Here is a 24,772-nt window from a genome sequence, read left to right as displayed (position 1 = left end):
GAGCTACCGCGCCTCCTGCTCGTTGTCCCGGACCCGTGCGGCCCCGATCGGCTCCCGCTCCGGCCGCCGCCTGCCCGGACCGCCCGCGGGGGCCGTTCGCTCGCCGTGTCCCCGCAGCGCCATGTTCAGCCCGTCCCACAGCGTGCCGTCGGTCCGGTCGCGCGGGTCGGGGTCGATCAGCACCACGCCGACCACCGGGATGCGCTGGTCCGCGAGCTGCCGTGCCACGGTGTGCAGCCAGGCCGCGCCGGCGTGCCCGGCCCGGACGACGAGCACGGTCCGCGCGCCGAGGTACTGAAGGTCGGTCCAGGCCGTCCCGGGCGCGACCGAGCCGACACCGAGCCGCCGCTCCCGCGGGGAGCGGACCGCGCCGGGCTCACCGCTGACCACCTCCGGGTCGCCCGGTCCCGTCGCGCGCGCGGCGAGCTGCGGGCCCGGCAGGCCGTCGACGACGGTCACCGGACCGTCGGCCCCCAGCACTCTGGCGACGTCGAGGGCGAGCGCGCCGGTGTCGCGCGCGCAGCCGAGTTCCAGCAGCGACAGCGGTTCCGCGGAGCCGCGCGCGGTACGGGCCAGGGTCAGCGCCAGCCGGTCGCGCGCCGCCCGGGTCCGGCGGCGGTGCCACCACCGGCCCGGCCGGTGCGGCAGCTCCGCGATGACCGAGGCGCCCAGGTTCGCGGCGATGTCCCGGCGCAGCACGGGCCGGTCCGCCACCACCGCGCCGACCGCGGCCAGCGCGAGCCCGAGGACGAGCCCGAGGACGAGCCCGATCGCGGCGTCGGTCGCGGCGGCCTTCGCCAGGGAGTGCCGCAGCGCGCGCGGGGCGTCCACGATCTGGGTGCCCGCGATCAGCTGGGGCGTGCCGACCCGCGCCTCTTCGGAGCGCTGGTCGAAGTCGGCGATGCGCGAGGTGAGTTCGGCCCGGCGGGAGAAGAGGGTCTCGATGCCCGCCGCCGCGGCCGGGTCGCTCTCCGGGGAGCGGCCGCCGATCTCCGTGTTGACCTTGGCGAGCTCCTCCCGCATGCGGTCACGCTGGTCCAGCAGGGCCTTGGACTCGGCCTTCGCCGTGTCCCACATCCGCTGCACGTGGTCCGCGACGAACGCGTCCGCCACCGCCTTGGCCCGGGCCACCGCCTGCGCGTCGCTGTCGCCCGTCACCTCGATCCGCAGCAGGTTGTTGGTCACGCCGGTGCCGCGGTAGTCCCGCAGGAAGTCCTCGGGTCTGTCCGCGGAGCCGAGGGCCTTCAGGGCCTTGCCGGCGATCCGCGTGGTGCCCAGCAGCTCGACGTCGGTCCGGATGAGCGTGCCGGTGTCGTTCGGCTGGTCCTCCTTGTGCGCGACCAGCACCGTGGTCACCGCGGTCGGCGCGGGCGGCAGCAGGACCGCCACCGCCGGGCCGACCAGCAGCCCCAGCAGCGCCAGGCAGCCCCACAGGCGGCGCCGCCTGCGCACCGCCACCACGAGCGCGTGCAGGTCGAGGAGCGGGGCGTTCGCGGCGGTCCTGTCCGTCGTCATACCCGGCCTCCCCTCGCGTCGTCGCCCACCGATACGGCGGTCCGGGCGCGGCGCGGCGCCGGGACGGCGGCGGGGGCCGGCCGGGCCCGGACCGGGTCGGCGACGACGACGCCGACGACGTCGTGCCCCGCGTCCGCGCAGGCCTCGGCGACCCCGGAGAGTTCCCCCGTGGTCCAGTTGCCGGCGCTGAGCACGACCAGGGCGCCGGACTCCAGCTCGCGGTCGGGCACCAGCGGTTGCTCGGTGGAGACCTCCGCCACCCGCAGCGCGGGGTACCCCCGTCCCGTGGAGGTGCCGGACGGATCGCCCGCGGCCTCGGAGACGAGCTGCCCGGCCGCCCGGCGGGCGATCTCGTCCCCCTCCGGGACGACGACCAGAAAGCCTCGTGCGGCGGGCAGTTGGGTACGCAGTCGCACGCACACCCGGCGGTAGCGGACCCGGCGGCTGCCCTCGTCGCCGCTGACCCGCGGCGTCGGCAGGTCCCACCGCGTGTCGGCGCCGAGGAGCCGGCGCAGGCGGCTGCGCGCGCCGTGCTCCCGCGGCCGGGGCGTACGCCGCTCCCCGGGCACGTCGACGGTGCCGAGCAGCTCCGAGCCGAGCGCGGCGGCGATCTCCGGACCGGTCCGCGGGCGGCGGTCGACCCGCGCCGCGGCGAGATGGCCGACGACCGCGAGCAGCAGGAAGACCAGCGCCCCGCCGGCGACGAGCTGTGTCCGCGTCGGCGGCGCCTGGCCCGTGGGCCGCGCCGAGGGGCCCATGACGACCATGGTGGCCCTGTCGGTCGCCGGGTCGGCCTGCTCCAGCTTGCGCAGGGACTCCTGGAGCGCGGTGCGCAGCTTCTCCAGCTCGGTGCGGGCCTGCACGCTCTCCACGGTCCGCCCGGGATCGGCGGCGTCGGCCAGCTCGCTGATCCGGCGGTTGGTCTGCGCGACCTGCTTGCGCAGCGTCTCGGGCCCCGCCGCCGCCTCGGGGCCGGGGTCGTCGCCCGCGAGCCGGGCGGCGTAGTCGACGAACTGCTGGGCCATGCGGTCGGCGAGCTGTTGCGCCCGCGCCGGCGTGGCGGCCGTGCCCGAAATCTTGATGATGTTCCCGTCCGCCGGTGCGACGCTCACCCGGTCGCGCAGGCCGGGCCCGTCGACACCGGACCACCGCAGCGCGGCGGCGGTGCGGTCGAGCACCTGTGAACTGGTCGCGATCTCCGCCTGGGTGAGCAGTTCGCGCTCCTCCCACTGCCCCGGGAGCAGCACGGAGGCGGTGGTCGTGTAGCTCGGCGGGAACAGCAGCGAAGCGCCGTACCCGACGAGCGCGCCCACCACGACGAGGACGGCGAGCAGCCGTCGGCGCCGGTGGAGAATCCGCCCGACCGTGGCCAGGCGGATGGTGTCGTCACTCAACGCCGCGGCCTCTTCCCGGTCCGTATGAGGTCGCCCGCCGGCACCGGGACACGGCCCCGGCACGCGGCGGTGTAGGCGGCGAGCAGCGACTCCTGGGAGTTGCGCCAGGACAGCTGCCCGCCGATCCGCTCCTGGCCGATCTTGCCCATCTCGGCCCGCTTCGCCGGGTCGTCGAGGAGCTGCGCGATGAGCCCCGCGAACGCCGCCTCGTCATTGGCGGGCGCGTAGACGGCGGCGTCCCCGGCGGAGACGCGCGCCTCCCGCAGGTCGAACGAGACGATCGGCCGGCCCATCGCCATGTACTCCAGGACCTTGTTCATGGTCGACACGTCGTTGAGCGGATTGCGCGGGTCGGGGGAGAGGCACACGTCCGCGGTGGACAGATAGCGCACCAGATCGGCGTCCGGGATGCGGCCGGTGAACTCCACCTGCCCGGCGAGCCCGAGCCGCCCCGCCAGCTCCACCATCGCGTCGTGGGCGTCACCGGAGCCGACGAAGACCGCGTGCCAGTCGTCGCGCCCGATCCCGTCACGCAGCTCGGCGAGTGCCCGCAGGGCGTAGTCCACCCCGTCCTGGGGGCCCATCACGCCGAGGTAGCACAGCAGATGGGGCTTGCCGCGCCGCAACTCGGGCTCGGCGGGCACCGGTTGGAAGCGGTCGGTCTGCGGCGCGCTGCGCACCACGAAGACGTCCTCGGGTCGCTTGCCGCCCCGGCCCACCGCGACGTCCCGGTAGCTCTCGTTCGTGGCGAGCACGATGTCCGCGGCGCGGTAGGTCAGCCGTTCAAGCGCGCGCACTCCGCGGTAGAGCAGGTCCTCGCCCCGGTCGAACCGGGACAGGTACAGCTCGGGCACCAGGTCGTGCTGGTCGAAGACGAACCGCGCGCCGAGCCGCTTGAGCCGCAGCGCCGGCAGGAAGAGCAGGTCCGGCGGGTTGCAGGCGTGGACGACGTGGACCGGGCCGACCTTGCGGGCGAGCCGCGCCGTGTGCCACAGCGCCGCCCCGTACTCCCGCAGGTAGCCGGCGGGTCCTCCGGTGGCCGCGCGCAACGGGTAGCGGTGGATGCGCACCCCGTCGATCTCGGCCTCCGCCTCCGTGTCCCGCTTGCTGCCCCGGGGGCAGATGACGTGGACCTCCCAGCCCGCGTCCCGCAGCGTCGTGCACTCCTGCCACACGCGCCGGTCGAACGGCACCGACAGGTTCTCCACCAGGACCAGCGCGCGCCCGCCGGTCCCGTTCTCGTGCTTCGTTTCACCAGGCAAGGCCCACGTACCCCGGTTCGGTCCGGCGCGTCTCGGCGTCGGGAAGGCGGATGAGATCGATCAGTTCCGGGCCGTCGTGGCCGTGGGGCAGGGCCGCGAGCACGGCCGGGTCCTTGGTCCCGACCAGGCACACCTCGGCGTGAGTGAGCACTTCGCCGACGGAGTCCGCGAGCAGCTGCGCGAGGTGCGGCAGCCGGTTCTCGATGTACTCGCGGTTGGCGCCGAGCAGCCGGGACAGGCTCACGTTGGCGTCGTAGATCTTCAGGTCGTAGCCCTTGCCGAAGAGGCGCTCCGCCAGCTCCACCAGCGGGCTCTCGCGCAGGTCGTCGGTGCCGGGTTTGAAGGAGAGGCCGAACAGGCCCACCCGGCGCCGGCCCGAGCGCTCCACCAGCTCCACCGCCCGTTGCAGATGGGCGGAGTTGGAGGGCAGGACGTGGGAGAGGATGGGCACCGACACGTCGGCCCGCTGCGCCGCGTGGACCAGGCTGCGCAGGTCCTTGGGCAGGCAGGAGCCGCCGAAGGCGAAGCCGGGGCGCAGATAGGCGGGGCTGATGTTCAGCTTGCGGTCGGCGAGGAAGACGTCGATCACCTGGTGCGAGTCGACGCCGAGCGCCTGGCACACCGCGCCCAGCTCGTTGGCGAAGCCGATTTTCAGGCCGTGGAACGCGTTGTCCGCGTACTTGATCGCCTCGGCCGTCGGCACCGGCACCCGGAACACCTCGCCGGGCAGCGTCTCGTACAGGGCCGCGACCACGTCGCCGCTGGCCGGGTCGAGTTCGCCGATGACGGTCTTGGGCGGGTCGAAGAAGTCCCGCACGCTCGTGCCCTCGCGCAGGAACTCCGGGTTGACCGCGACCCCGACGTCGGCGCCGGCCATCCCGCCGACGTGCTTCTCCAGGATCGGCACCAGCAGGTTCAGGCAGGTGCCCGGCAGCATGGTGCTGCGGAAGACGACGGTGTGCCGTCCGCCCCGCTCGGCGAGCACGGCACCGATCTGCTCGGTGACCCGCTCCAGATAGGTGGTGCACAGACTGCCGTTGGCCTCCGAGGGCGTGCCGACGCAGATCAGCGACACCTCGCTGCCCAGGACCGCCTCCCGGACGTCGGCGGTGGCGCGCAGCGCGCCGGTCCCCACGACCTCGGCGATGAGCTCGCCGATGCGCTCCTCGACCACCGGGGCCTTGCCGTCGTTGACCAGGTCGACCTTGACCTGGTTCACGTCCACCCCGATGACCTCGTGCCCCATGCCGGCCAGGCACGCGGCCGACACGCAGCCCACGTAGCCGAGCCCGAACACGCTGACTCTCATGACCCGTTCCTCCCCCCAGGCAGGCCCTCACGGCCTGCGGTCCCCGCGCCGGCGGACCGGTCGGCCCGCCGCCCCCCGCGCATCAGTACGCCCCCTGCCCGTAGACCACCGCACGCAGTGTCTTCCACAAGATCACCGTGTCCAGGGCGAGCGACCAGTCCTCCACGTACCGCAGATCGAGGCGGACCGCCTCGTCCCACGGCAGGTCGCTGCGGCCGCTGATCTGCCACAGGCCGGTGAGGCCGGGCTTGACCAGCAGGCGGCGCCGGATGTCCGGACCGTACGCGGCGGACTCCTCCGGCAGCGGAGGTCTCGGGCCGACGAGCGACATCGATCCGGTCAACACGTTGAACAGCTGCGGGAGTTCGTCGATCGAGTAGCGGCGCAGCACCGCTCCCACCCGGGTCACCCGCGGGTCGCGGCGGAGCTTGAAGAGCAGCCCCGCGCCCTCGTTCACGTCGGCCAGGCCGGCGCGGGCCCGGTGGGCGCCGGTGACCATGGTGCGGAACTTGTAGATGGTGAACTCGTGGCCGTCCTTGCCGACCCGGCGCTGGCTGTAGAGCGCTCCGCCCCGGCTGTCCACCATCACGAGCACCGCGACGGTGACCATGAGCGGGGCGAAGAACAGCAGCAGGAACGCCGCTCCCAGCCGGTCGACGATCCCCTTGACGGCCCGGCGGCCCCCGGTGAAGGTCGGCATGCTGACCCGCAGCAGGGGTATCCCGAGGACCGCGTCGACGTGCAGCCGGGGCCCCGCGACCTCCATGAGGACCGGCGCGACGACCATCTCGGCGTCGCTGCCCTCCAGGTTCCAGGCCAGTCGCTGCAAGGTCTCCGGCGACCAGTGCGGGTCCGGGGTGACCGCGACGACCCGGTAGCCGTCGCGCTGTACGTGGCTGGCGACGTCCGCCAGCGGCCCGACGACCGGCACCCCGTACAGCTGGTCGCCGTCGGGGGCGAGGCCGTCCGTGGTGCAGACCGCGTCCACCCGCCAGCCCAGGTGCGGGAACTTGCGGGCCCGGCTGATCAGGTCGCGCACGGTCTCCACGCTTCCGGCGGCGAGCACCGGCCGCAGGCACTGTCCTTCCTTGCGCTGCTTGTGCAGCCGCAGGCGCAGCAGGTACCGCGCGGTCATGGTGGTGAGCGCGATCGCCGGCAGCGCGACGAATATCCAGAGTTTGATGTTCCGTGAGGTGAGCGCGATTCCGCCGAGTGCCAGCACGACGGCCGCCGTGAACAGCGAGCGGCCGAGCCGGCGGAACTCCTCGGCCCCCTGGCCGAGCACGGCGGGTGCCCAGGACCGGCTCACCGCGAGGGCGGCCAGCACCAGCAGCTCGGTGCCGAAGGCGAGGATGGTCCACTTCTCGTGCCAGTTGGCCGCGTCCCGCGCTCCGAAGAAGCTGCCGATCGAGGTCACCACGACGGCGGTGGTCACCGTGTCGGCGGTGATCACGGTGCGGCGGTACCGCTGTTCCCAGTCGCTTGCCGGACGGCTGAGCGTCGCACTCGCCAGACCCCCGCGCGCCGACGAAAACGGGTCGACTAATTCCCCCTGCACAGGACCCCCCCAGGTCTCAGTGGTCGCACGGGAAGCACCGCCCCCCGTGTCGCGCTGCTCTCTCCCTCGGGAAGTCCCCACTCCCGAGTCGCGCTGTCCTCCCCATCGGGGGCCTCGCCCCCAGACCGGACCTGCCGGCTCCTACAGCGCTGTGCGCACCGCCCTGAGGCGGCGACGGACCCGCCGTCCGGGCGGCCCGGTGTACTCCGCGGACACCTGGCGCCACCCCGGGTGCTCCCCGCACTCGGAGCTGGTCAGGCCCCGAACATCGATCACCCCCACGGCCGGCGGGGGGAGATAACGCTGGCTTTCCCCTGAGGCCGGACCTGTATCTCGATAGCGGTCGCTCCGTCGTCGAACGGCTGAAGCACGGTCAATCTAGACCATCGGCCCCCGGTTGGAGAGAGGGATGTGTGCAATTTGTGCTGAAGATTCGAAGCACTGCCGGTAACCCCCTCGCCGCGCCCCGGGGCTCTGGCCGGTCACATGCCGGGTGACCTGGGAGAACGGGGGTTTTCTGGGGCTCTGGAGACGGCAGTCGAATGGGCGTTCCAGCGGGGGCGGAGGGGGCGCATCCGATTCGCGTATGCGCCCCCGGTGCGGACGGTGCTCCGGCGTACCCTGCCGCCCCGGACCGGACGGCCGGTGCCGCGTGTGGTGCCCAACTCGGGGGCCAGGTAAGGAATTTGAGTCGGTCGGTCGTTATTTTGCGCTCATCTATCTTGAATACCTCGCAGTGGGCCCGCAAGGTTGTCATGCACCCGCCCCCCACGAAAGGCGAGGGACCCATGACCCTGTCACGGCGCAATGTCCTCAAGTCCGCGCTCGCGGGCGGCGCGGTCGCCGCAGCCGGGCTCCCGACGGCGAGCCCCGCGACGGCCGCGTCCCCGCCCGGCGACGTCGTCGGCCGCGTCACCGTCGGCTACCAGGGCTGGTTCGCCTGCCAGGGCGATGCGGCACCCATCGACGGCTGGTGGCACTGGAGCGGCGACTGGGGCCGGCCGCCCGCGCCCGCCAACAACGCCATCCGCAGCTGGCCCGACATGCGCGACTACACCAGCGGTTACCGCACGGCCTACGCCGACCTCGGCGACGGCTCGCCCGCCACCCTCTTCTCCTCGTACGACCAGCAGACCGTCGACACCCATATGCGGTGGCTGCGGGAGAACGCCATCGACACCGTCGCACTCCAGCGCTTCAACCCCAACAGCTCCGAGGGCGCCACGCGCGACGCCATGGCCGCCAAAGTACGCAGCGCGGCCGAGAGCCACGGCCGGAAGTTCTACCTCATGTACGACGCCACCGGCTGGACGAACATGCGCACCGAACTGCCCGCCGACTGGACGCAGAAGATGCGCGCCCACACCGCGTCCCCCGCCTACGCCGTCCAGAACGGCAGACCCGTCGTCGGGATCTGGGGCTTCGGCTTCAACGAGCCCGACAAGGCGTGGCCGGCCGCCGACTGCCTGGAGGTCGTCAACTGGTTCAAGGCGCAGGGCTGTTACGTGATGGGCGGCGTGCCCACCCACTGGCGCTCCGGCATCGAGGACTCCCGGCCGGGCTATCTCGACGTCTACCACGCCTTCGACATGCTCTCGCCCTGGATGGTGGGCCGGATCGGCACTGTGGCGGACACCGACCGCTTTCACACCGACGTCAACACCCCGGACCAGGCCCACTGCGCCGCCCACGGCATCGACTACCAGCCCTGTGTCCTGCCCGGCGACGTCCAGTCGCGCCAGCGCGTCCACGGCGACTTCATGTGGCGCCAGTTCTACAACATGGTCCGCCTCGGCGCCCAGGGCATCTACATCTCCATGTTCGACGAGTACAACGAGGGCAACCAGATCGCCAAGACGGCCGAGAGCGCGGCCCACGTCCCCGCGAACTCCGGCTTCCTGGGCCTGGACGAGGACGGCACCGCCTGCTCCGCCGACTACTACCTGCGCCTCACCGGGGACGGCGGCCGGATGCTCAAGGGCCAGCTGCCGCTCACCCCGGTCCGGCCGACCCCGCCGATGCCGGGCACCACTCCGCCGGCCGCGGGCGACCTCGCCCTGCGCCGGCCGGCCACCGCCTCCGGCTCCACCCAGCTCTACGCGCCGGGCAACGCGGTGGACGGTGACCCCCGCACGTACTGGGAGAGCCGCAACAACGCCTTCCCGCAGTGGTTCCAGGTCGACCTCGGTGCCGCGACGACGCTCCGCCGCCTCGTGCTGTCCCTGCCGCCCGACCCGGCCTGGTCCCGGCGCACCCAGACCCTGTCGGTGCTCGGCAGCACGAACGGCGCCGACTTCACCACGGTGCTCGCCGCCGCGGAGTACCCCTTCGACCCGGCGACGGACAACACCGTGACGCTGTCCCTGCCCGCCCCCACGGTCCGCTACCTACGGCTGCGGTTCACCGCCAACACGGGCTGGCCCGCAGGACAGTTGTCGGCGGTGGAGGTCCGCTCCGACGCGTGAGCGCGCGACCTCGGGCCGCCGCACCGTCATCGGTAGGAGCCCACGTCCAGGGCCGCGCGTATCGTCTTGCCCCGGCCGTCGGTCTCGACGGTGACCGTGTGCGCCAGGTTGTTCACCATCATCCAGCCGAACCCCCCGGGCACGGTGGGATCGTGCGGCCTCAGCTGCGGCGCCCGGGGGCTGGGGTCGCTGACCTCCACCAGCAGGGCGCCGTCCTGGACCCGGGCGCGGAACCGGGTGATGCCTCCGCCGTGCCGCAGCGCGTTCGACGCGAGTTCGCTGGCGATCAGCAGCGCGTCCTCACGCAGCCGGCGCGTCTGCCCGGCAGTGAGCTCCGCACTCAGCGCGTTCACGACCCTGCTCGTGTCGGTCCGAGCCTGCGAGCACGTGAAGCGCTCCGTGTGAGATGCCTCCTGAGCACCCACAGGACCTCCTCCAGTGGTGGTCGCGCGCCGGGTTCCGCGAACCGGACCGCCGCGCGGGCCCCTTGTCCGAAATTGTGTCAGGAGCGCGGTGGTTGCGTGGTCGTGTCCAGGTAGAACGCGTCGATGCTCTGCACCGCTCGCTCGAAGTCGTCGAGGTTGACCGGCTTGGTGACATAGGCGTTGGCGTACTGCCGATAGGCTCCCGTCACGTCGTCGGGCGCCGCCGAGGTCGTCAGGACCACGACCGGGATGGTGCGCAGTTCCTCGTCACCCTTGAGGACGGTCAGCAGCTCCCGCCCGTTCATCCGCGGCATGTTGAGGTCCAGGACGATCAGGTCGGGGCGGGTGGAGTGCGGGTCGCGCAGGTACTCCAGAGCGGCGATGCCGTCCTCGACCTGCGTCAGGTTGCGCGCGCCGCGCGCGCTCAGGGCGTCCTGCACCAGCATGGCGTCGGCGAGGTCGTCCTCGACGAGCAGGACGTCATAGGGACGGGTCGTGGTCATCACATGAGCTCCGGGACGGGTTCGGGTCGGCTGGGGCGTGGGAGGGGTGGGAGATCAGATCGGGCCAGCGGTTCCTGGCCCCCTGCCGGGTGATGTTGAGGGCCCGGCCGAGCTGCGGGTAACCGGCTCCGGCAGCCACGGCGTCCTGGGCCGCCTCGTACTCCAGGCGGTCCAGGGCACTTCTCAGCTGCCACACGACGTACAGGCGCGTCAGCGCCTGCGACTGCGCCGTGGCCCGGCCGTCGTCGGCGGGCCGCGGGTCGAGAGCGCGTGGGGTGAGCCGGCGGACCAGGGCGTCGAGCGCGTCGACGGTCAGCTCGACGATCTCCTCCTCGGTCACGGGTAGGGGGAAATGCTTGCCAGGCATGAAGCCCACCTTAGGGATACCGCCCACCGGTCGACAACATGACTTGTCGGATTGCGGTTACAGTATGCACGCCCCGCGCAAGGTAAGGCGGCCCTGACCCATCTCACGAGGAGCGCATCGCATGGCGACCGACGTCCATCACCGACGTCCCGGAACCTCCCGTGCGAGCTGGACGACGCGCCGCTGGCTGCGCGTGAGCGCCACCCTGGCTCTCATCGTGCTCGCCGTCCTCGGCGGGCTCGGTCTCTGGGCGCTGAACCGGACGTCCACCCTCACCGACGAGCTGGTCGACGTGCGCAGCCCGGCGCTCGCGACCTCCGTGCGCCTGGAAGCGGCCCTGGTCAACCAGGAGACCGGCATCCGCGGCTACGGACTCACCGGTGAACGCACCTTCCTGGCGCCCTACCAGGAGGGTTTGGCCGACCAGCGCTCCGCCGTGAGCGGACTGCGGCGCCTGCTCGCGCACGACAGCAAGGGGCAGACGGACCTCGACACCGTCCTGAACGCGTCGGACCGCTGGCAGCGCGGCTACGCGCGACCGGTCGCCGAGACCCCCGCCGGGGCCCCCGCGAAGACCTCCGCACAGCGGACCAACCAGGGCAAGAACACGTTCGACGCACTGCGCAAGGCGATGGCCGTCCAGCAGGAGCACCAGCGCGCCGCCCGCGAGGGCGCCCGGGAAGACCTGCGCAGCGCGGCGCGCCTGCGCGACTCCATCCTCCTCAGTATCGGCGCCGTCATCCTGCTGCTCACGGTCCTGGTCTTCGAGGGCCTGCGGCGGGGTATCACCACACCACTGGCCAAGCTGGGCGCCGACGCCCGCGCCGTCTCCGGCGGCGCCTTCGAGCACCCCGTCGCCGCCACCGGACCGGCGGACCTGCGTCAGCTCGGTGCGGACATGGAAGCCATGCGCCGCCGCCTGCTGGACGAACTGGCGTTCGCCGAAGAGGCCCGGCACCGGCTCGACGACCAGGCCGCCGACCTGCGCCGCTCCAACTCCGAGCTCGAGCAGTTCGCCTACGTCGCCTCGCACGACCTGCAGGAACCGCTGCGCAAGGTCTCCAGCTTCACCCAGCTCCTGCAGCGCCGGTACGCGGGTCAGCTCGACGAGCGCGCCGACCAGTACATCGGGTTCGCCGTGGACGGCGCGAACCGGATGCAGAAGCTCATCAACGACCTCCTGGAGTTCTCGCGCGTGGGCCGCGTCCACAACGACCACCGCGAGGTCGACCTGGAGGAGGTCGTCGGCCAGACGCTCGACGCGCTGAGCGTCTCCATCGAGGAGTCCAAGGCCCGCATCGTCCGCGACCCGCTCCCCACCGTGACCGGGGACGCCACCCAGCTCGGCATCCTCTGGCAGAACCTCATCGCCAACGCCGTGAAGTTCCGCCACGCCGACCGGGCCCCCGAGATCACGATCGAGGCGGTCCGCGACGGCGCCCTGTGGCGCTTCGCGGTGAGCGACAACGGCATCGGCATCGCCGCCGAGTTCGCGGAGAAGGTGTTCGTCATCTTCCAGCGCCTGCACACCAAGGACGCCTATCCGGGAAGCGGCATCGGCCTCGCCATGTGCAAGAAGATCACCGAGTTCCACGGCGGCACCATCGGCGTCGACCCGGACCACGCGCCGGGCACCCGCATCGTCTTCACCCTCGCCGCCGCGGAGCCCGTACGGCAGCCGGACGCCCTCGAGAGCGCGGCCGCGCGATGACCAGCCCCGGACCCGACAGACCCGTCCGGATCGTCCTCGTCGAGGACGACGACGGCGACGCCCTCCTGGTGGAGGAGCTGCTGATCGACACCGGGATGCGGTACGAACTGATCCGGTGCAGCACCCTGGCCGAGGTCCGCACCGAGCCGACGGTGCACGCCGCGGACTGCATCCTGCTCGACCTGCACCTGCCCGACACCAGCGGGATCGGCGCGGTCGAAGCGGTCAAGGAGACCGTGCCCGACGCCGCGATCATCGTCCTGACCGGACTGGCCGAATCCCAGGCCGGCAGCGAGGCGGTGGCCGCCGGCGCGCAGGACTACCTGGTCAAGGGCCAGGTCGCCCCGGACCTGCTGCACCGGGCCGTGCGCTACGCGGTCCACCGCAAGCAGGCCGAGCGAGCCAGCGCCGACATACGGGCCGGGCGGCTGCGCGCCGAGGAGAACGCCCGCCTCGAACGCGGCCTGCTGCCCCAGCCGATGATCGCCGCCTCCACCATCCGGGCCGTCAGCCGCTACCTGCCCGGCCGCGAGCGGGCCCTACTGGGCGGCGACTTCCTCGACGTCGTGCAGACCCCCGACGGCCAGCTGCACGCCATCGTCGGCGACGTGAGCGGACACGGCCCGGACGCCGCCGCGCTCGGCGTCTGCCTGCGCATCGCCTGGCGCTCCCTCACCCTGGGCGGCCACCGCGCCGAGGATCTGCTGCTGCTCCTGGAGCGGATGCTGGTCGCCGAGCGCACCCAGAGCGACCTGTTCGCGACGGTCACCCTGGCCTGCCTGGACCCGGCGCGGGGCCGCGCGACCCTCTACCTCGCCGGCCACCACGCCCCGCTGCTCACCACCCCGGAGGGCACCTACGAGGTGCCGGCCCGGCACGGCATCGCCCTGGGCATCGCGCCGGGGTACGCGAACTGGCACGCGAGCGAGCTCACGTTGCCGCAGCGCGGAGCGCTGGTGATCTACACGGACGGTCTGGTCGAGGGCCATGAGGGGGAGGAGCCGCAGCGCCTCGGCGTCGAGGGGCTCATCCGGCTGATGGACCGCATCCCCGCGGACGACACCGACACGCACCTCGACGAGCTGATCAGCCAGGTCCGGGCGCTCAACGCGGACCGGCACACCGACGACCTCGCCATCCTGCGGCTGGAATGGAACGGCTTCGGCGCGCTGCCGGACCTGGTCCCGGCCCAGGGCGCCGCACACCCCTCGTCACCGCTGGGGCGGCGCGGCTGACGCCGCGGCCGGGGTGGCGCGGCTGACGCCGTGGCCGCCCCGGCGTCCGGGCAACGCAAACGGGGCCCCACGGAGAGACGATCTCCGCGGAGCCCCGATCCGGCACCGTGCGTCGGGCGTGGCCCGTACGCCGTGCCTAGAAATAGTGTTTGCGTCCGCCGACGGCGCGCCCGGTGGCTCCGAGGATCCACAGGATGGCGCCGACCAGGATGAGAATTCCGCCTATCGTGGTCAGCAGTGACATGCCCACCAGCAGGCCAATGATCAGCAGAATCAGCCCAATGACAATCATCATGAATCCGTTCGTTCGAGTCTTCTGTTCGGCACGTGCTGACCGTTCGCGTCAAGTCCGCCAGCCGTCCCCGTGAGCGTCACGTCGCCGGTCGGCTCACGGGTGAGGCGCGGCCGCCAGGTACGGCAGCTGCCGGTCTTGTTGTTCTGTTGTGCTTCACCCATGTGCCCCGGTCTTCACCGTGCATGCACATCGATTCCAGTGCTCTTGAAGAGCGGCTTCCGGGGCCCCGGCCGGGGCGCTCTACTGTGCGGGGCGGACCACACTTCCCCCGGCGGCCAAGGAGCCCCCGGCAGTGAACGTCGAGATCCAGCCGGACCTACACCGCATCGCCGCGCAGCTCGGAGCGGACGTTCCCTACGCGCTGAAGGCCCTGGCCGGCCAACTGGCCGACGACCCCGACCTGGGCCGGCCCTCGGGGCTGCCCGGCATCCTGACCGTGACGGTGGACGGCACCATGCTCGACGACTGCCCCGACCTGTCCGTCGGGTACATCCGGGAACCGGACCGCATCGAGATCCGCTACCTCACGGCGCGGGCCGCCGCGGAGCCGTCCCGGGACGCCCCCGAACAGAAACCGGCGCGGGACGAGACGCCGCCGACTCCTACGCCGCCCTGGAGGACGAACTCGGCGTCCGTATCACCGTCGAACTCCATGTGCTGTGGCTGTCGACCGCGGGCGACGACGGACGTCATGGCAGGGGTGCCTTCCGGTCTCCGGGCATCGAGAGCGGCTGAAGCAGCTACCTCTGCGGGTGGTCCCGCTATCGCGACGCCCCCTCCCTGGCCACGCGGGACAGGCCCGGCCTGATCGGTCGGACGCTGGTGTGGCGCAGCAGCATCACGGCGGCCCAGGAAGAGAATTCCGAAATGTTTCGATCGAGTCGAAGTGAGCAACAGCCGCGGATGAAACGGTAGTTCGGTAGTGCAGTCTGCGAACTCGCCCTGTTCCTGGCCCTGTTCTCGATCCTCGTCATGCGCTGACGTCTGGGTCGAGGGCTCATCCTGCGGTCTGCCGAAATTCCGCAACTTTCGTTCACGCCACAGAAACTTATTCTGCGGCGAGTATTGACGATCCACCGTCAACACCTCAATCATCCCTGTCTGGGAAAGCGGGTCACGGCCCGAAATGCCGAACGGCGTCGAGCCCTGAACAGGCCGCGCCGCACGGCTCCTTCAGTCCTTCAGTCCGTCCCGATCACGACTTTGGAGGCACACCTATGGGCTCGTACGCCCTTCCCAGACTCTTCGCCCGCCACAAGATCCGCGCTCTGCTACTGGCCCTGTTCGTCAGCGTCCTCGGCGCGGCCACCGCCCTGGCCGGGCCGCCACCGGCACACGCCGCCGAGAACACGCTCGGCGCCGCGGCCGCGCAGAGCGGACGCTACTTCGGCACCGCCATCGCCTCCGGCAAGCTGGGCGACACGGCGTACACCTCGATCGCCGGCCGTGAGTTCTCCATGGTGACGGCCGAGAACGAGATGAAGATCGACGCCACGGAACCGCAGCGCGGCCAGTTCAACTTCTCCGCGGCCGACCGCGTCTACAACTGGGCGGTGCAGAACGGCAAGCAGGTGCGCGGCCACACCCTGGCCTGGCACTCCCAGCAGCCCGGCTGGATGCAGAGCCTCAGCGGCAGCACGCTGCGCCAGGCGATGACCGACCACATCAACGGCGTCATGAGCCACTACAAGGGCAAGATCGCGCAGTGGGACGTCGTGAACGAGGCGTTCGCCGACGGGAGTTCGGGAGCCCGGCGCGACTCCAACCTGCAGCGCACCGGCAACGACTGGATCGAGTCCGCGTTCCGCACCGCGCGCGCCGCCGACCCGGCCGCCAAGCTCTGCTACAACGACTACAACATCGAGAACTGGACCTGGGCCAAGACCCAGGCCGTGTACGCGATGGTCAAGGACTTCAAGCAGCGCGGCGTGCCGATCGACTGCGTCGGCTTCCAGTCGCACTTCAACAGCGGCAGCCCGTACAACAGTAACTTCCGTACGACCTTGCAGAGTTTCGCCGCACTCGGCGTCGACGTGGCGATCACCGAGCTGGACATCCAGGGGGCCTCGGCCGCGACGTACGCCGCGGTGACCAACGACTGCCTGGCCGTCGCGCGCTGCCTCGGCATCACCGTCTGGGGGGTGCGCGACACCGACTCCTGGCGGTCGGGGGACACGCCCCTGTTGTTCAATGGTGACGGCAGCAAGAAGGCGGCCTACACCGCGGTCCTCGACGCCCTGAACGGCGGTACCACCACGCCCCCTTCGGACGCCGGGCCGCTCAAGGGCGCCGGGTCGGGCCGCTGCCTGGACGTCTCGGGCGCGAGTACCGCCGACGGCGCGCAGGTCCAGCTGTGGGACTGCCACGGTGGCGGCAACCAGCAGTGGACGTACACCGCCGCCGGTGAGTTCCGGGTCTACGGCAACAAGTGCCTGGACGCCGCCGGCACCGGCAGCGGCACCAGGATCCAGATCTACAGCTGCTGGGGCGCCGACAACCAGAAATGGCGCCTGGGCTCCGACGGCACCGTCATCGGCGTCCAGTCCGGCCTCTGCCTCGACACCGTCGCGAACGGCACCGCCAACGGCACCCTGATCCAGCTCACCCCTTGCGCGAACGGCGCCAACCAGCGGTGGACCCGCACCTGAGGAAGGCGACCCCCCGATCTCCCGGTGCCCTCGCCGGTCCAGGCTCACCGGGATGCGCCAGGCCCACCGGTCTTACCCCCGGTGGGCCCCGCCATGTTCACCCTCTTGACTCCGCTGGTGCAGACCTTTACGTTCGCCGCACGCGAGGTTCATAAGTGAACCCAGCCTTCAGATACATGAACGTCGAATGTCACAGCGTCGTCTCAGCTGGAGGAACCCCCCCATGATCAGCAGCACCAGAGCCCTGTCCACCGCCACGATCGCCGGTGTCGTCGCCGCCCTCACCCTGCTCGGCGGCCCCAGCGCCGACGCGGCCGACCCCGGCAAGGCACCCGGCGGCAACTTCGATCTGTCCGTGTGGCAGTTGCAGGAGCCCGTCGGCTCGCCCGGGTCGCCGACCACCATCCCCTCGTCGCGGCTCCAGGGCGCGAACGGCTTCCAGGACGCGTACTTCTACACCGACACCCGGGACGGCGCGATGACGTTCTGGGCTCCCGAGAAGGGCGTCACCACCCCCAACTCGAACTACGCCCGGTCCGAGCTGCGGGAGATGAACCGCAGCGGCACCGCCGCCAACTGGTCGCTCAGCGGCAGCCACAAGCTGAACGCGACCCTGCGCGTCGTCTCCGTCACGTCCAACGTGTGTGTCGGCCAGATCCATCTCGGGACCGGCGGCAGCTCCACCAAGCCGCTCGTCGAGCTGTACTACCGGTCGAGCGGCGACATCGTGGTGGGCACCGAGAACTCACCCTCCGGCGGACAGACGACACACACCGTCGGGCACGTGGCGGTCGGCAAGACGTGGAGCTACACCATCGCCGTCTCCGGAGGCGACACACTCGACGTGACAGTCAACGGCAGCACCACGCACTACGCCATCCCGTCGTCGTTCTTCCCGTACAAGCAGTACTTCAAGGCCGGCTCCTACAACCAGTCCTCGTCCAGCAGTACGACCAAGGGCGCGCGCGTCGCCTTCTACGGGCTCGGCGTCGCGCACAGCTGACATCCCCTGCTGCCCCTCGCGGCTCGTCCCTGGTCCCTGGTCCCTTACGGCAGCGCGGTGTCGCCGCTCGTGCGGTGCGCCGCGCTGTCCGCGTCGCGGGCCGGCCGTACCGGGCGCATAATGCGGCCACCGCCGGACCACCGGGAAAGGACCCCGCCGTGACCACTCGCCTCAACCCGTACATCAGCTTCGACGGTGACGCCCGTCAGGCCATGGAGTTCTACCAGGACGCGCTCGGCGGGGAGTTGGCCCTGAACACGTTCGGGGACGCGGGCGCCCCCGGCGCCGAGGTGGCCGCCGACAAGATCATGCACGGCATGCTGGAGACCCCCGCCGGGTTCACCCTCATGGCGGCCGACACACCGCCCGGTATGGAGTACCGGCCCGGCGCCAACATCTCGGTCAGCCTGAGCGGCGACGACGGTGCCGAGCTGCGCGGCTACTGGGAGAAGCTCTCCGCCGGCGGCACCGTCGCCGTTCCGCTGGCCAAGCAGATGTGGGGCGACGTGTTCGGCATGTGCGTCGACCGGTTCGGCATCACGTGGATGGTGAACATCAGCGGCGAGTAGCGGCGCGCCACGGCCTCCGCGCGGCGCGAGCCCTAAACGCCTCGACAACGGCCGCGGTGATCAGGGAGGCTTCGCGCGATGACCAGACTCAGTGATACTCCGCCCGCGTGGGACGAGCGCACCCAGCTCACCACGTTCCTCGACTACGCACGTGACACCGCCCGCGCCAAGTGCCGCGGCGTCTCGGAGGAGAACGCGCGCAAGCCGCTCCTGCCGAACTCACCGCTGATGACCATGAGCGGACTGATCAACCACTTGCGCTGGGTGGAGTACTACTGGTTCCACGTGGTCTTCCTCGGGGAGGAGGACCGGGCCCCCATGACGGACGAGGACCCCGACCGCGAGATGCGGATCGCTGTGGACTTCCCGCTCGCGCAACTGCTCGACGAGTACGCCGAACACAGCGCCCGCTACCGCGAACTGGTCGCCGGTCGCGCCCTGGACGAGCGGGCGGTGGGAACCATCCGCGACGGTGTCCATGTCGACCTGCGCTGGATCCTGCACCACCTCACCGAGGAGACGGCGCGCCACAACGGCCACCTGGACATCCTGCGCGAGCTGCTCGACGGCGCGACCGGCAGCTGACCGCGCGTCCGCCCCTGGACTCCCACGGCGGCTGAGTCCAGGGGCCGGTGACGAATGTCCATGGCTGCCCCCGTCCCCGGCGGACCGCATGCCGCCTCGCACGCCCGGTGTCTCCCGTCGCTCGCTGCGCCCGGCACCGCCACCGCCCTGACCCTCCCCACGGCCGCGTCCGCCGCCGCGAAGACCCCCGAGGTCCTCGTCACCGGGGACCGCACCCGGCCCGCTCCACGCCGACCCGCTCGCGCCCACCCTGTCCGGACCCGGCTACGATCGGCGGGGGCGGGATCAGCCAGAACTGAGCGGGCCGGGGCCGCCGGGCGCCGCCGCGCCGGGGCGCACGGCGGTCAGCTCCCACGCGTCGATGTCCTGATAGCGCCGCGGGCCCGAGTGGCCGCGCACCGTGCTGCCGACCAGGTGCAGGCGCCTGGTCCGCCAGGGGCGCCCGGCGAAGCCGTCGAGGCAGGCGGCCACCGCCGCTATGGACGCGGTGTCGGAGCGGCGGGCGCGGGCCAGCGTGAGGTGGGGACGGAACGGGCGATCGGGGAGGACGATCCCGCCCTCCCCGACCAGCGCCCGGACGGCCGCGGCCAGCTCCCGCAGTCCGTCGAGGTCACCGTCGACGCCGCTCCACAGCACGCGCTCGTCGAAGTGCCCGCTCCCGCGCAGCGTCAGTTCGAGGGCGGGGCGGGCCGCCGCCAGGCCGGCGAGGGGCGGGCGAAGCCGCTGGACCGCCTCGACGGGCAGCTCGCCCAGGAAGGCGAGGGTGATGTGCCAGTCCTCGATGCGGTTCCAGCGCAGACCGGGATGGGCGGCGTAGGCGGGACCCAGCGCCCGCGCCAGCTCGTTCTTCGCCTCGTCGGGCGGGGCGAGGGCGAGGAAGGCGCGCTGGGCGGGGGCGTGGGGCGGTTCGGTCACGGATGCCTTCTTACCGCATCCGCCCGGAGCGGGAAGGTCAGCCCTGCCGGGCGGCGGGCGCCGCGGCCGTCGAGCCGCGGACCACCAGTTCGGGCATGAAGACGAACTCGGTGTGCGGCGCGGGCGTGCCGCCGATCTCCTCCAGGACCGCGCGGACCGCCGCCTGCCCCATGGCCTGCACCGGCTGCCGGATCGTGGTCAGCGGGGGATCGGTGAACGCGATGAGCGGGGAGTCGTCGAAGCCGACCACCGACACGTCCTGCGGAACGCGGAACCCGGCCTGCCGGGCCGCGCGGATCGCGCCGAGCGCCATCATGTCGCTCGCGCAGATGATCGCCGTGCAGCCCCGCGCGAGCAGAGTCGCCGCGGCGGCCTGGCCGCCCTCCATCGTGTACAGGGAGTGCTGGACCAGCTCCTCGCTCTGCTCGGCGGTGAGCCCGAGGTGCTCGGCCGTTCCCGACCGGAACCCCTCGATCTTGCGCTGCACCGGTACGAAGCGGCGCGGGCCGACCGCGACCCCGATCCGGGTGTGGCCGAGCGAGACGAGGTGCGCCACGGCGAGCCGCGTCGCGGCCCGGTCGTCGGTCGACACGAACGGGGCCTTGATCCGCGCCGAGAATCCGTTGACGAGGACGAACGGTATGCCCTGGCCGCGCAGTCGGTCGTAGCGCTGGGTGTCGGCGGTGGTGTCCGCGTGCAGTCCGGAGACGTAGATGATGCCCGCGACGCTGCGCTCCACCAGCATCTCGGTCAGCTCGTCCTCGGTGGAGCCGCCCGGGGTCTGGGTGGCGAGGACCGGTGTGTAGCCCTGGCGGGTCAGGGCCTGGCCGATGACCTGGGCGAGCGCCGGGAAGATGGGGTTGTCGAGCTCCGGGGTGATCAGTCCGACCAGGCCCGCGCTGCGGGTGCGCAGGCGTGGCGGGCGCTCGTAGCCGAGCACGTCGAGCGCGGCCAGGACGGATTCGCGGGTGCCGTCGGCCACGCCCGGTCTGCCGTTGAGCACGCGGCTGACCGTGGCCTCACTGACGCCCGCCTGGGCTGCGATGTCGGAGAGCCGCGCGGTCATGGGAGGGGACTGTACCGGTTGCCGCGGCCGGACCCATGGCCGGGTGCTGCAAGCCGGTTGGAAGGAATTTCAGCCATCACGGCAGTCGCCACCACCCCGCAACTCGACGATCTGGCGCGGTACATGCGGGCGAATGCCGCCCTTTGTCCCTGTTCCGAGCAGGCTGTCAACTGACCCTTTGGCAACCTTCCGGACACGGGGATGTAACGATGACCGTCCCTTGCAGAAAAATCGCGCAAGGTCTTTCGCGGGCCTTTCCGCGCTGTTACGTTCACGTCGCCCGGCGGCCGCAGCGGTGCAGCCGGCAAGTCGGCCAGGGAAGCGCACGGGATCGCTTCCTGTCCACTCACGGGCTTTCACCCTCTAGGAGATCTCATGCGGCGTGGCATAGCGGCCACCGCGGTGGTGGCGTCCCTCGCTCTCGCGGCGACGGCCTGCGGCGGTAGCGACGACGACGGCGGCAAGGCCTCGGGCCCGACCACCATCACGTGGTGGGACACGTCGAACGCCACCAACGAGTCGCCCACGTACCAGGCGCTGGTCAAGGACTTCGAGAAGGCGAACAAGGACGTCAAGGTCAAGTACGTCAACGTCCCCTTCGACCAGGCGCAGAACAAGTTCGACACCGCGGCCGGGGCCAGCGGCGCCCCGGACGTGCTGCGCGCCGAGGTCGGCTGGACCCCCGCCTTCGCGAAGAAGAGCTACCTGCTGCCGCTCGACGGCACCGAGGCCCTCGCCGAGCAGGGCAAGTTCCAGCCCAACCTGATCAAGCAGGCGCAGTTCGAGGGCAAGACCTACGGCGTGCCGCTGGTCACCGACACCCTCGCCCTCGTCTACAACAAGGCCCTCTTCAAGAAGGCCGGCATCACCAAGGCCCCCACCACCTGGGACGAGTTGAAGTCGGCCGCAGCCAAGGTCAAGGACAAGACCGGCGTCGACGGCTACTGGGGCAGCGAGAAGGGCTACTACCTGGAGCCGTTCCTGCTGGGCGAGGGCACCGACACCGTCGACGCCACCGCCAAGAAGATCACCCTCGGCTCGGCCGCGGGCCAGAAGGCGACCAAGACCTGGCTGAGCACGTTCGACGGCAAGGGCCTGCACAAGGCGGACGTCACCGCCGACTCCTACGCCCACCGCCAGGACGCCTTCGTCAACGGCAAGGTCGCCATGACGGTCGAGGGTCCGTGGGAGGTCACCAACTTCTACAAGGGCTCGGCGTTCAAGGACAAGGCGAACCTCGGCATCGCCACCGTCCCGGCCGGCTCCAGCGGCAAGGCGGGCGCCCCGACCGGCGGCCACAACCTCTCCGTCTACGCGGGCTCCGACAAGGCCCACCAGGAAGCGGCCCTGAAGTTCGTGAAGTGGATGACCTCGGCCGCCACCCAGTCGAAGATCGCCCAGAAGAACGCGACGCTGCCCACCCGCGAGGACGCCTACACCGCGCAGGTCACGGCCGACCCGGGGCTGGCCGGCTTCCAGAAGGTGCTGCCCGCCGCCCACCCGCGGCCCGAACTGCCGGAGTACAGCTCGCTGTGGGGCCCGCTCGACACCGAGCTGCCCAAGGCGGCCGGCGGCAAGGAGAGCATCGACAAGGTGATCGACACCGTCGAGACGCAGTACACGAAGCTCCTGCCGGACGGCTTCACCAAGTAACCCCCATCCGGGGGGACTTGACCGAGTGACCCCTGATCCGGTGCCGCGGTCCCGCCCACGACAGCCCGCCCCGCGCGCGGGACCGCGGCACCCGCCGTGCGGCAGCACGCCGCACGGCTCCTGGCACCCTCCCGAAGCCGCGAACCAGAAGGTGTACTCCCATGACTGTCGCCGTCGAGCGCCCGGCCGCCCCCAGCGGGGGTGACCGAGGCCGGCGCCCGGGCCTCATGGCCCGGCTCAAGAACGGTTACCAGAAGCACTGGTACGCGTACGCGATGATCGCCCCCGTGGTGGTCGTGCTCGCCGTCATCGTGCTGTATCCGCTGGTCCGCGGCTTCTACCTGACGCTCACCGACGCCACCAGCCTCAACTCGGCCCGCACCATCGGCGTCAACCACATCGACGCCACCTACAAGTTCATCGGCCTCGACAACTACGCCGACATCCTGTGGGGGCCCACCTCCTACGACCGCTTCTGGTCGCACTTCATCTGGACCATCGTGTGGACGGCGGCATGTGTCGCCCTGCACTACGGCATCGGCCTCGGCCTGGCGCTGCTGCTCAACCAGCGGGGGCTGCGCGGCCGCACCGCCTACCGGATGATGCTGATCCTGCCGTGGGCGGTGCCCACGTTCGTCACGGTCTTCGCCTGGCGGTTCATGCTCGCCGACGCCGGCGTCGTCAACACCACGCTCGACGCGCTCGGCATGCCGACCCCCGCCTGGCTGGAGGACCCGTTCTTCCAGCAGCTCGCCGCGATCCTCGTGAACACGTGGTGCGGTGTGCCGTTCATGATGGTCTCGCTCCTCGGCGGTCTGCAGTCCATCGACGCCACGCTCTACGAGGCGTCGGAGATGGACGGCGCCAACGCCTGGCAGCGCTTCCGGCACGTGACCCTGCCCGGCCTGCGCTCCGTCAGCTCCACCGTCGTCCTGCTCGGCATCATCTGGACGTTCAACCAGTTCGCGATCATCTTCCTGCTCTTCGGCAACACGGCGCCCGACGCGCAGATCCTCGTCACCTGGGCCTACTACCTCGGGTTCGGCCAGCAGCCGCGCGACTACGCCCAGTCCGCCGCCTACGGCGTCCTGCTCCTGTCCATCCTCATCGTCTTCACCTCCGTCTACCGACGGTGGCTGAACCGCAATGACGCCCAAGCCGCCATCTGACGAGGCAGGAGCAGCCACCACCATGACCACCCAGACCCTCATCGAGACCTCCGTACCGGAGCCGGCCGGCCAGGCCCCGCGGCCGGTGAACGCGCCGCTGCGCGGCCGGCGCAGCCGCAGGGCGTCGGTCCTCACCCACGCCGTGCTGATCGTGTCGAGCGTCGTCGCGCTCTTCCCGATCGGCTGGCTGGTCTTCCTCTCCCTCGGCCCGGGCAAGGACGACTACCTGCACCCGTCGCGCATCCTCGACACGTGGACGTTCGACAACTACACGTTCGTCCTGCAGCACACCAACTTCCTCAAGTGGCTGGGAAATACGCTCCTGGTCTCGCTCGGCACCACCGTGATCGGCGTGCTGGTCGCCGCGACGAGCGGCTACGCGGTCTCGCGGATGCGCTTTCCCGGCTACAAGAAGTTCATGTGGGTCCTGCTGTGCACGCAGATGTTCCCCGTCGCGGTCCTCATGGTCCCGATGTACGTGATCCTCTCGGACCTCGGGCTCATCGACACCTACGCCGGACTCATCGTCGTCTACCTGACGACCGCCGTGCCGTACTGCGCCTGGCTGATGAAGGGGTACTTCGACACGATCCCCATGGAGATCGACGAGGCGGGCCGGGTCGACGGGCTCTCCCCGTTCGGCACCTTCTTCCGGCTGATCCTGCCGCTGGCCCGGCCGGGCCTGGCCGTCGCCGCCTTCTACACGATGATCACCGCGTGGAGCGAGGTCGCCTTCGCCAACACCTTCATGCTCGACGATCAGAAGTACACCCTCGCCGTCGGACTGCAGAGTTTCGTCAGCGAACACGACGCGCAGCGCCAGTACATGGCCGCCACGGCCGTCCTGATCGCCGTCCCGATCTCCGCCGTCTTCTACCTCGTCCAGAAGAACCTGGTGACCGGCCTGACCGCAGGCGGCACCAAGGGCTGAACCGCCCTGCTTCCCGTTGCCCGCCTCCCTCACGTTTCAAGGACGCCATGAGCCAGCACTCCACGGACGTCTCCGCGACGCCCACGCCGACTCGCCAGGCCACCGACTGGTGGCGCGACGCGGTCATCTACCAGGTCTACCCGCGCAGCTTCGCCGACAGCGACGGCGACGGCACCGGTGACCTGGAAGGCGTC

At 71.3% G+C, this 24,772-nt stretch carries 22 protein-coding genes; 11 read left to right on the top strand and 11 right to left on the bottom strand.

Features of this window, described 5'->3' with window-relative positions; genetic code table 11:
• Positions 1-3 precede the first annotated feature (3 nt).
• From ABZY33_RS24430 to ABZY33_RS24410, 5 genes are all read right to left on the bottom strand, one after another.
• On the bottom strand, positions 4-1,515 hold the full coding sequence (locus ABZY33_RS24430; RefSeq protein ID WP_356493782.1) for a Wzz/FepE/Etk N-terminal domain-containing protein: 1,512 nt from the start codon (positions 1,513-1,515) through the stop codon (positions 4-6).
• Positions 1,512-2,909: a polysaccharide biosynthesis protein gene (locus tag ABZY33_RS24425; protein ID WP_356493781.1), complete on the bottom strand. Its 1,398-nt coding sequence runs from the start codon at positions 2,907-2,909 to the stop codon at positions 1,512-1,514. Before ABZY33_RS24425 ends, ABZY33_RS24430 begins: the two co-directional genes overlap by 4 nt.
• Positions 2,906-4,171 carry a glycosyltransferase family 4 protein gene (locus ABZY33_RS24420; RefSeq protein ID WP_356493780.1) on the bottom strand — a complete coding sequence of 422 codons (1,266 nt, stop codon included), beginning with the start codon at positions 4,169-4,171 and terminating at the stop codon, positions 2,906-2,908. Before ABZY33_RS24420 ends, ABZY33_RS24425 begins: the two co-directional genes overlap by 4 nt.
• Complete coding sequence (locus ABZY33_RS24415) at positions 4,161-5,480, bottom strand: nucleotide sugar dehydrogenase (protein ID WP_356493779.1); 1,320 nt, start codon at positions 5,478-5,480, stop codon at positions 4,161-4,163. The genes ABZY33_RS24420 and ABZY33_RS24415 overlap by 11 nt, the downstream gene beginning before the upstream one ends.
• An 82-nt stretch (positions 5,481-5,562) precedes the next feature.
• Positions 5,563-6,993, bottom strand: coding sequence for a sugar transferase (locus ABZY33_RS24410; protein WP_356493816.1), 1,431 nt, complete (start codon positions 6,991-6,993; stop codon positions 5,563-5,565).
• An 833-nt stretch (positions 6,994-7,826) separates the two neighbouring features.
• On the opposite strand from ABZY33_RS24410, the gene ABZY33_RS24405 reads away from it, so the two are divergent.
• A complete protein-coding gene (locus ABZY33_RS24405) occupies positions 7,827-9,503 on the top strand; it encodes a discoidin domain-containing protein (protein ID WP_356493778.1) in 1,677 nt (558 codons plus the stop codon).
• A 26-nt stretch (positions 9,504-9,529) separates the two neighbouring features.
• Here ABZY33_RS24405 and ABZY33_RS24400 read toward each other — a convergent pair whose 3' ends face one another.
• The 3 genes from ABZY33_RS24400 to ABZY33_RS24390 all read right to left on the bottom strand — a co-directional run bounded on the left by ABZY33_RS24400 (position 9,530) and on the right by ABZY33_RS24390 (position 10,798).
• A complete protein-coding gene (locus ABZY33_RS24400; RefSeq protein WP_356493777.1) occupies positions 9,530-9,856 on the bottom strand; it encodes an ATP-binding protein in 327 nt (108 codons plus the stop codon).
• A 149-nt stretch (positions 9,857-10,005) separates the two neighbouring features.
• Positions 10,006-10,431, bottom strand: coding sequence for a response regulator (locus tag ABZY33_RS24395; RefSeq protein ID WP_356493776.1), 426 nt, complete (start codon positions 10,429-10,431; stop codon positions 10,006-10,008).
• A complete protein-coding gene (locus ABZY33_RS24390) occupies positions 10,409-10,798 on the bottom strand; it encodes a hypothetical protein (RefSeq protein WP_356493775.1) in 390 nt (129 codons plus the stop codon). The genes ABZY33_RS24395 and ABZY33_RS24390 overlap by 23 nt, the downstream gene beginning before the upstream one ends.
• Before the next feature lie 121 nt (positions 10,799-10,919).
• On the opposite strand from ABZY33_RS24390, the gene ABZY33_RS24385 reads away from it, so the two are divergent.
• Positions 10,920-12,509, top strand: a complete 1,590-nt coding sequence (locus tag ABZY33_RS24385) for a CHASE3 domain-containing protein (protein ID WP_356493774.1) — start codon at positions 10,920-10,922, stop codon at positions 12,507-12,509.
• Complete coding sequence (locus ABZY33_RS24380; RefSeq protein WP_356493773.1) at positions 12,506-13,744, top strand: SpoIIE family protein phosphatase; 1,239 nt, start codon at positions 12,506-12,508, stop codon at positions 13,742-13,744. The genes ABZY33_RS24385 and ABZY33_RS24380 overlap by 4 nt, the downstream gene beginning before the upstream one ends.
• A gap of 136 nt (positions 13,745-13,880) precedes the next feature.
• On the opposite strand, the gene ABZY33_RS24375 is transcribed toward ABZY33_RS24380, so the two are convergent.
• A complete protein-coding gene (locus ABZY33_RS24375) occupies positions 13,881-14,039 on the bottom strand; it encodes a hypothetical protein (protein WP_356493819.1) in 159 nt (52 codons plus the stop codon).
• Positions 14,040-14,331: 292 nt separating this feature from the next.
• On the opposite strand from ABZY33_RS24375, the gene ABZY33_RS24370 reads away from it, so the two are divergent.
• From ABZY33_RS24370 to ABZY33_RS24350, 5 genes are all read left to right on the top strand, one after another.
• Entirely contained in the window at positions 14,332-14,847 is a 516-nt protein-coding gene (locus tag ABZY33_RS24370; RefSeq protein ID WP_356493772.1) for a hypothetical protein, read from the top strand.
• Between the two features lie 409 nt (positions 14,848-15,256).
• Positions 15,257-16,687: an endo-1,4-beta-xylanase gene (locus ABZY33_RS24365; protein WP_356493771.1), complete on the top strand. Its 1,431-nt coding sequence runs from the start codon at positions 15,257-15,259 to the stop codon at positions 16,685-16,687.
• A gap of 223 nt (positions 16,688-16,910) precedes the next feature.
• Positions 16,911-17,690: a polysaccharide lyase family 7 protein gene (locus ABZY33_RS24360; protein ID WP_356493770.1), complete on the top strand. Its 780-nt coding sequence runs from the start codon at positions 16,911-16,913 to the stop codon at positions 17,688-17,690.
• Between the two features lie 158 nt (positions 17,691-17,848).
• On the top strand, positions 17,849-18,259 hold the full coding sequence (locus ABZY33_RS24355; RefSeq protein WP_356493769.1) for a VOC family protein: 411 nt from the start codon (positions 17,849-17,851) through the stop codon (positions 18,257-18,259).
• A 78-nt stretch (positions 18,260-18,337) separates the two neighbouring features.
• Entirely contained in the window at positions 18,338-18,844 is a 507-nt protein-coding gene (locus ABZY33_RS24350) for a DinB family protein (RefSeq protein WP_356493768.1), read from the top strand.
• A 285-nt stretch (positions 18,845-19,129) separates the two neighbouring features.
• Here ABZY33_RS24350 and thpR read toward each other — a convergent pair whose 3' ends face one another.
• On the bottom strand, positions 19,130-19,759 hold the full coding sequence (thpR, locus tag ABZY33_RS24345) for an RNA 2',3'-cyclic phosphodiesterase (protein ID WP_356493767.1): 630 nt from the start codon (positions 19,757-19,759) through the stop codon (positions 19,130-19,132).
• 37 nt (positions 19,760-19,796) lie between these two features.
• Complete coding sequence (locus ABZY33_RS24340; protein ID WP_356493766.1) at positions 19,797-20,825, bottom strand: LacI family DNA-binding transcriptional regulator; 1,029 nt, start codon at positions 20,823-20,825, stop codon at positions 19,797-19,799.
• 375 nt (positions 20,826-21,200) lie between these two features.
• Here ABZY33_RS24340 and ABZY33_RS24335 point away from each other — a divergent pair, with 375 nt between their 5' ends.
• The 3 genes from ABZY33_RS24335 to ABZY33_RS24325 all read left to right on the top strand — a co-directional run bounded on the left by ABZY33_RS24335 (position 21,201) and on the right by ABZY33_RS24325 (position 24,578).
• Entirely contained in the window at positions 21,201-22,478 is a 1,278-nt protein-coding gene (locus ABZY33_RS24335; protein ID WP_356493765.1) for an extracellular solute-binding protein, read from the top strand.
• 161 nt (positions 22,479-22,639) lie between these two features.
• Entirely contained in the window at positions 22,640-23,647 is a 1,008-nt protein-coding gene (locus tag ABZY33_RS24330) for a sugar ABC transporter permease (protein WP_356493764.1), read from the top strand.
• A gap of 22 nt (positions 23,648-23,669) precedes the next feature.
• On the top strand, positions 23,670-24,578 hold the full coding sequence (locus tag ABZY33_RS24325; protein ID WP_356493763.1) for a sugar ABC transporter permease: 909 nt from the start codon (positions 23,670-23,672) through the stop codon (positions 24,576-24,578).
• Positions 24,579-24,772 lie beyond the last annotated feature (194 nt).

Origin of the sequence: Streptomyces sp. NPDC006552, from assembly GCF_040611655.1 — a bacterium.
Classification (GTDB): domain Bacteria; phylum Actinomycetota; class Actinomycetes; order Streptomycetales; family Streptomycetaceae; genus Streptomyces.
Note: the sequence above shows the minus strand (reverse complement) of the source record. Positions and strands in the feature narration are given on the sequence as shown.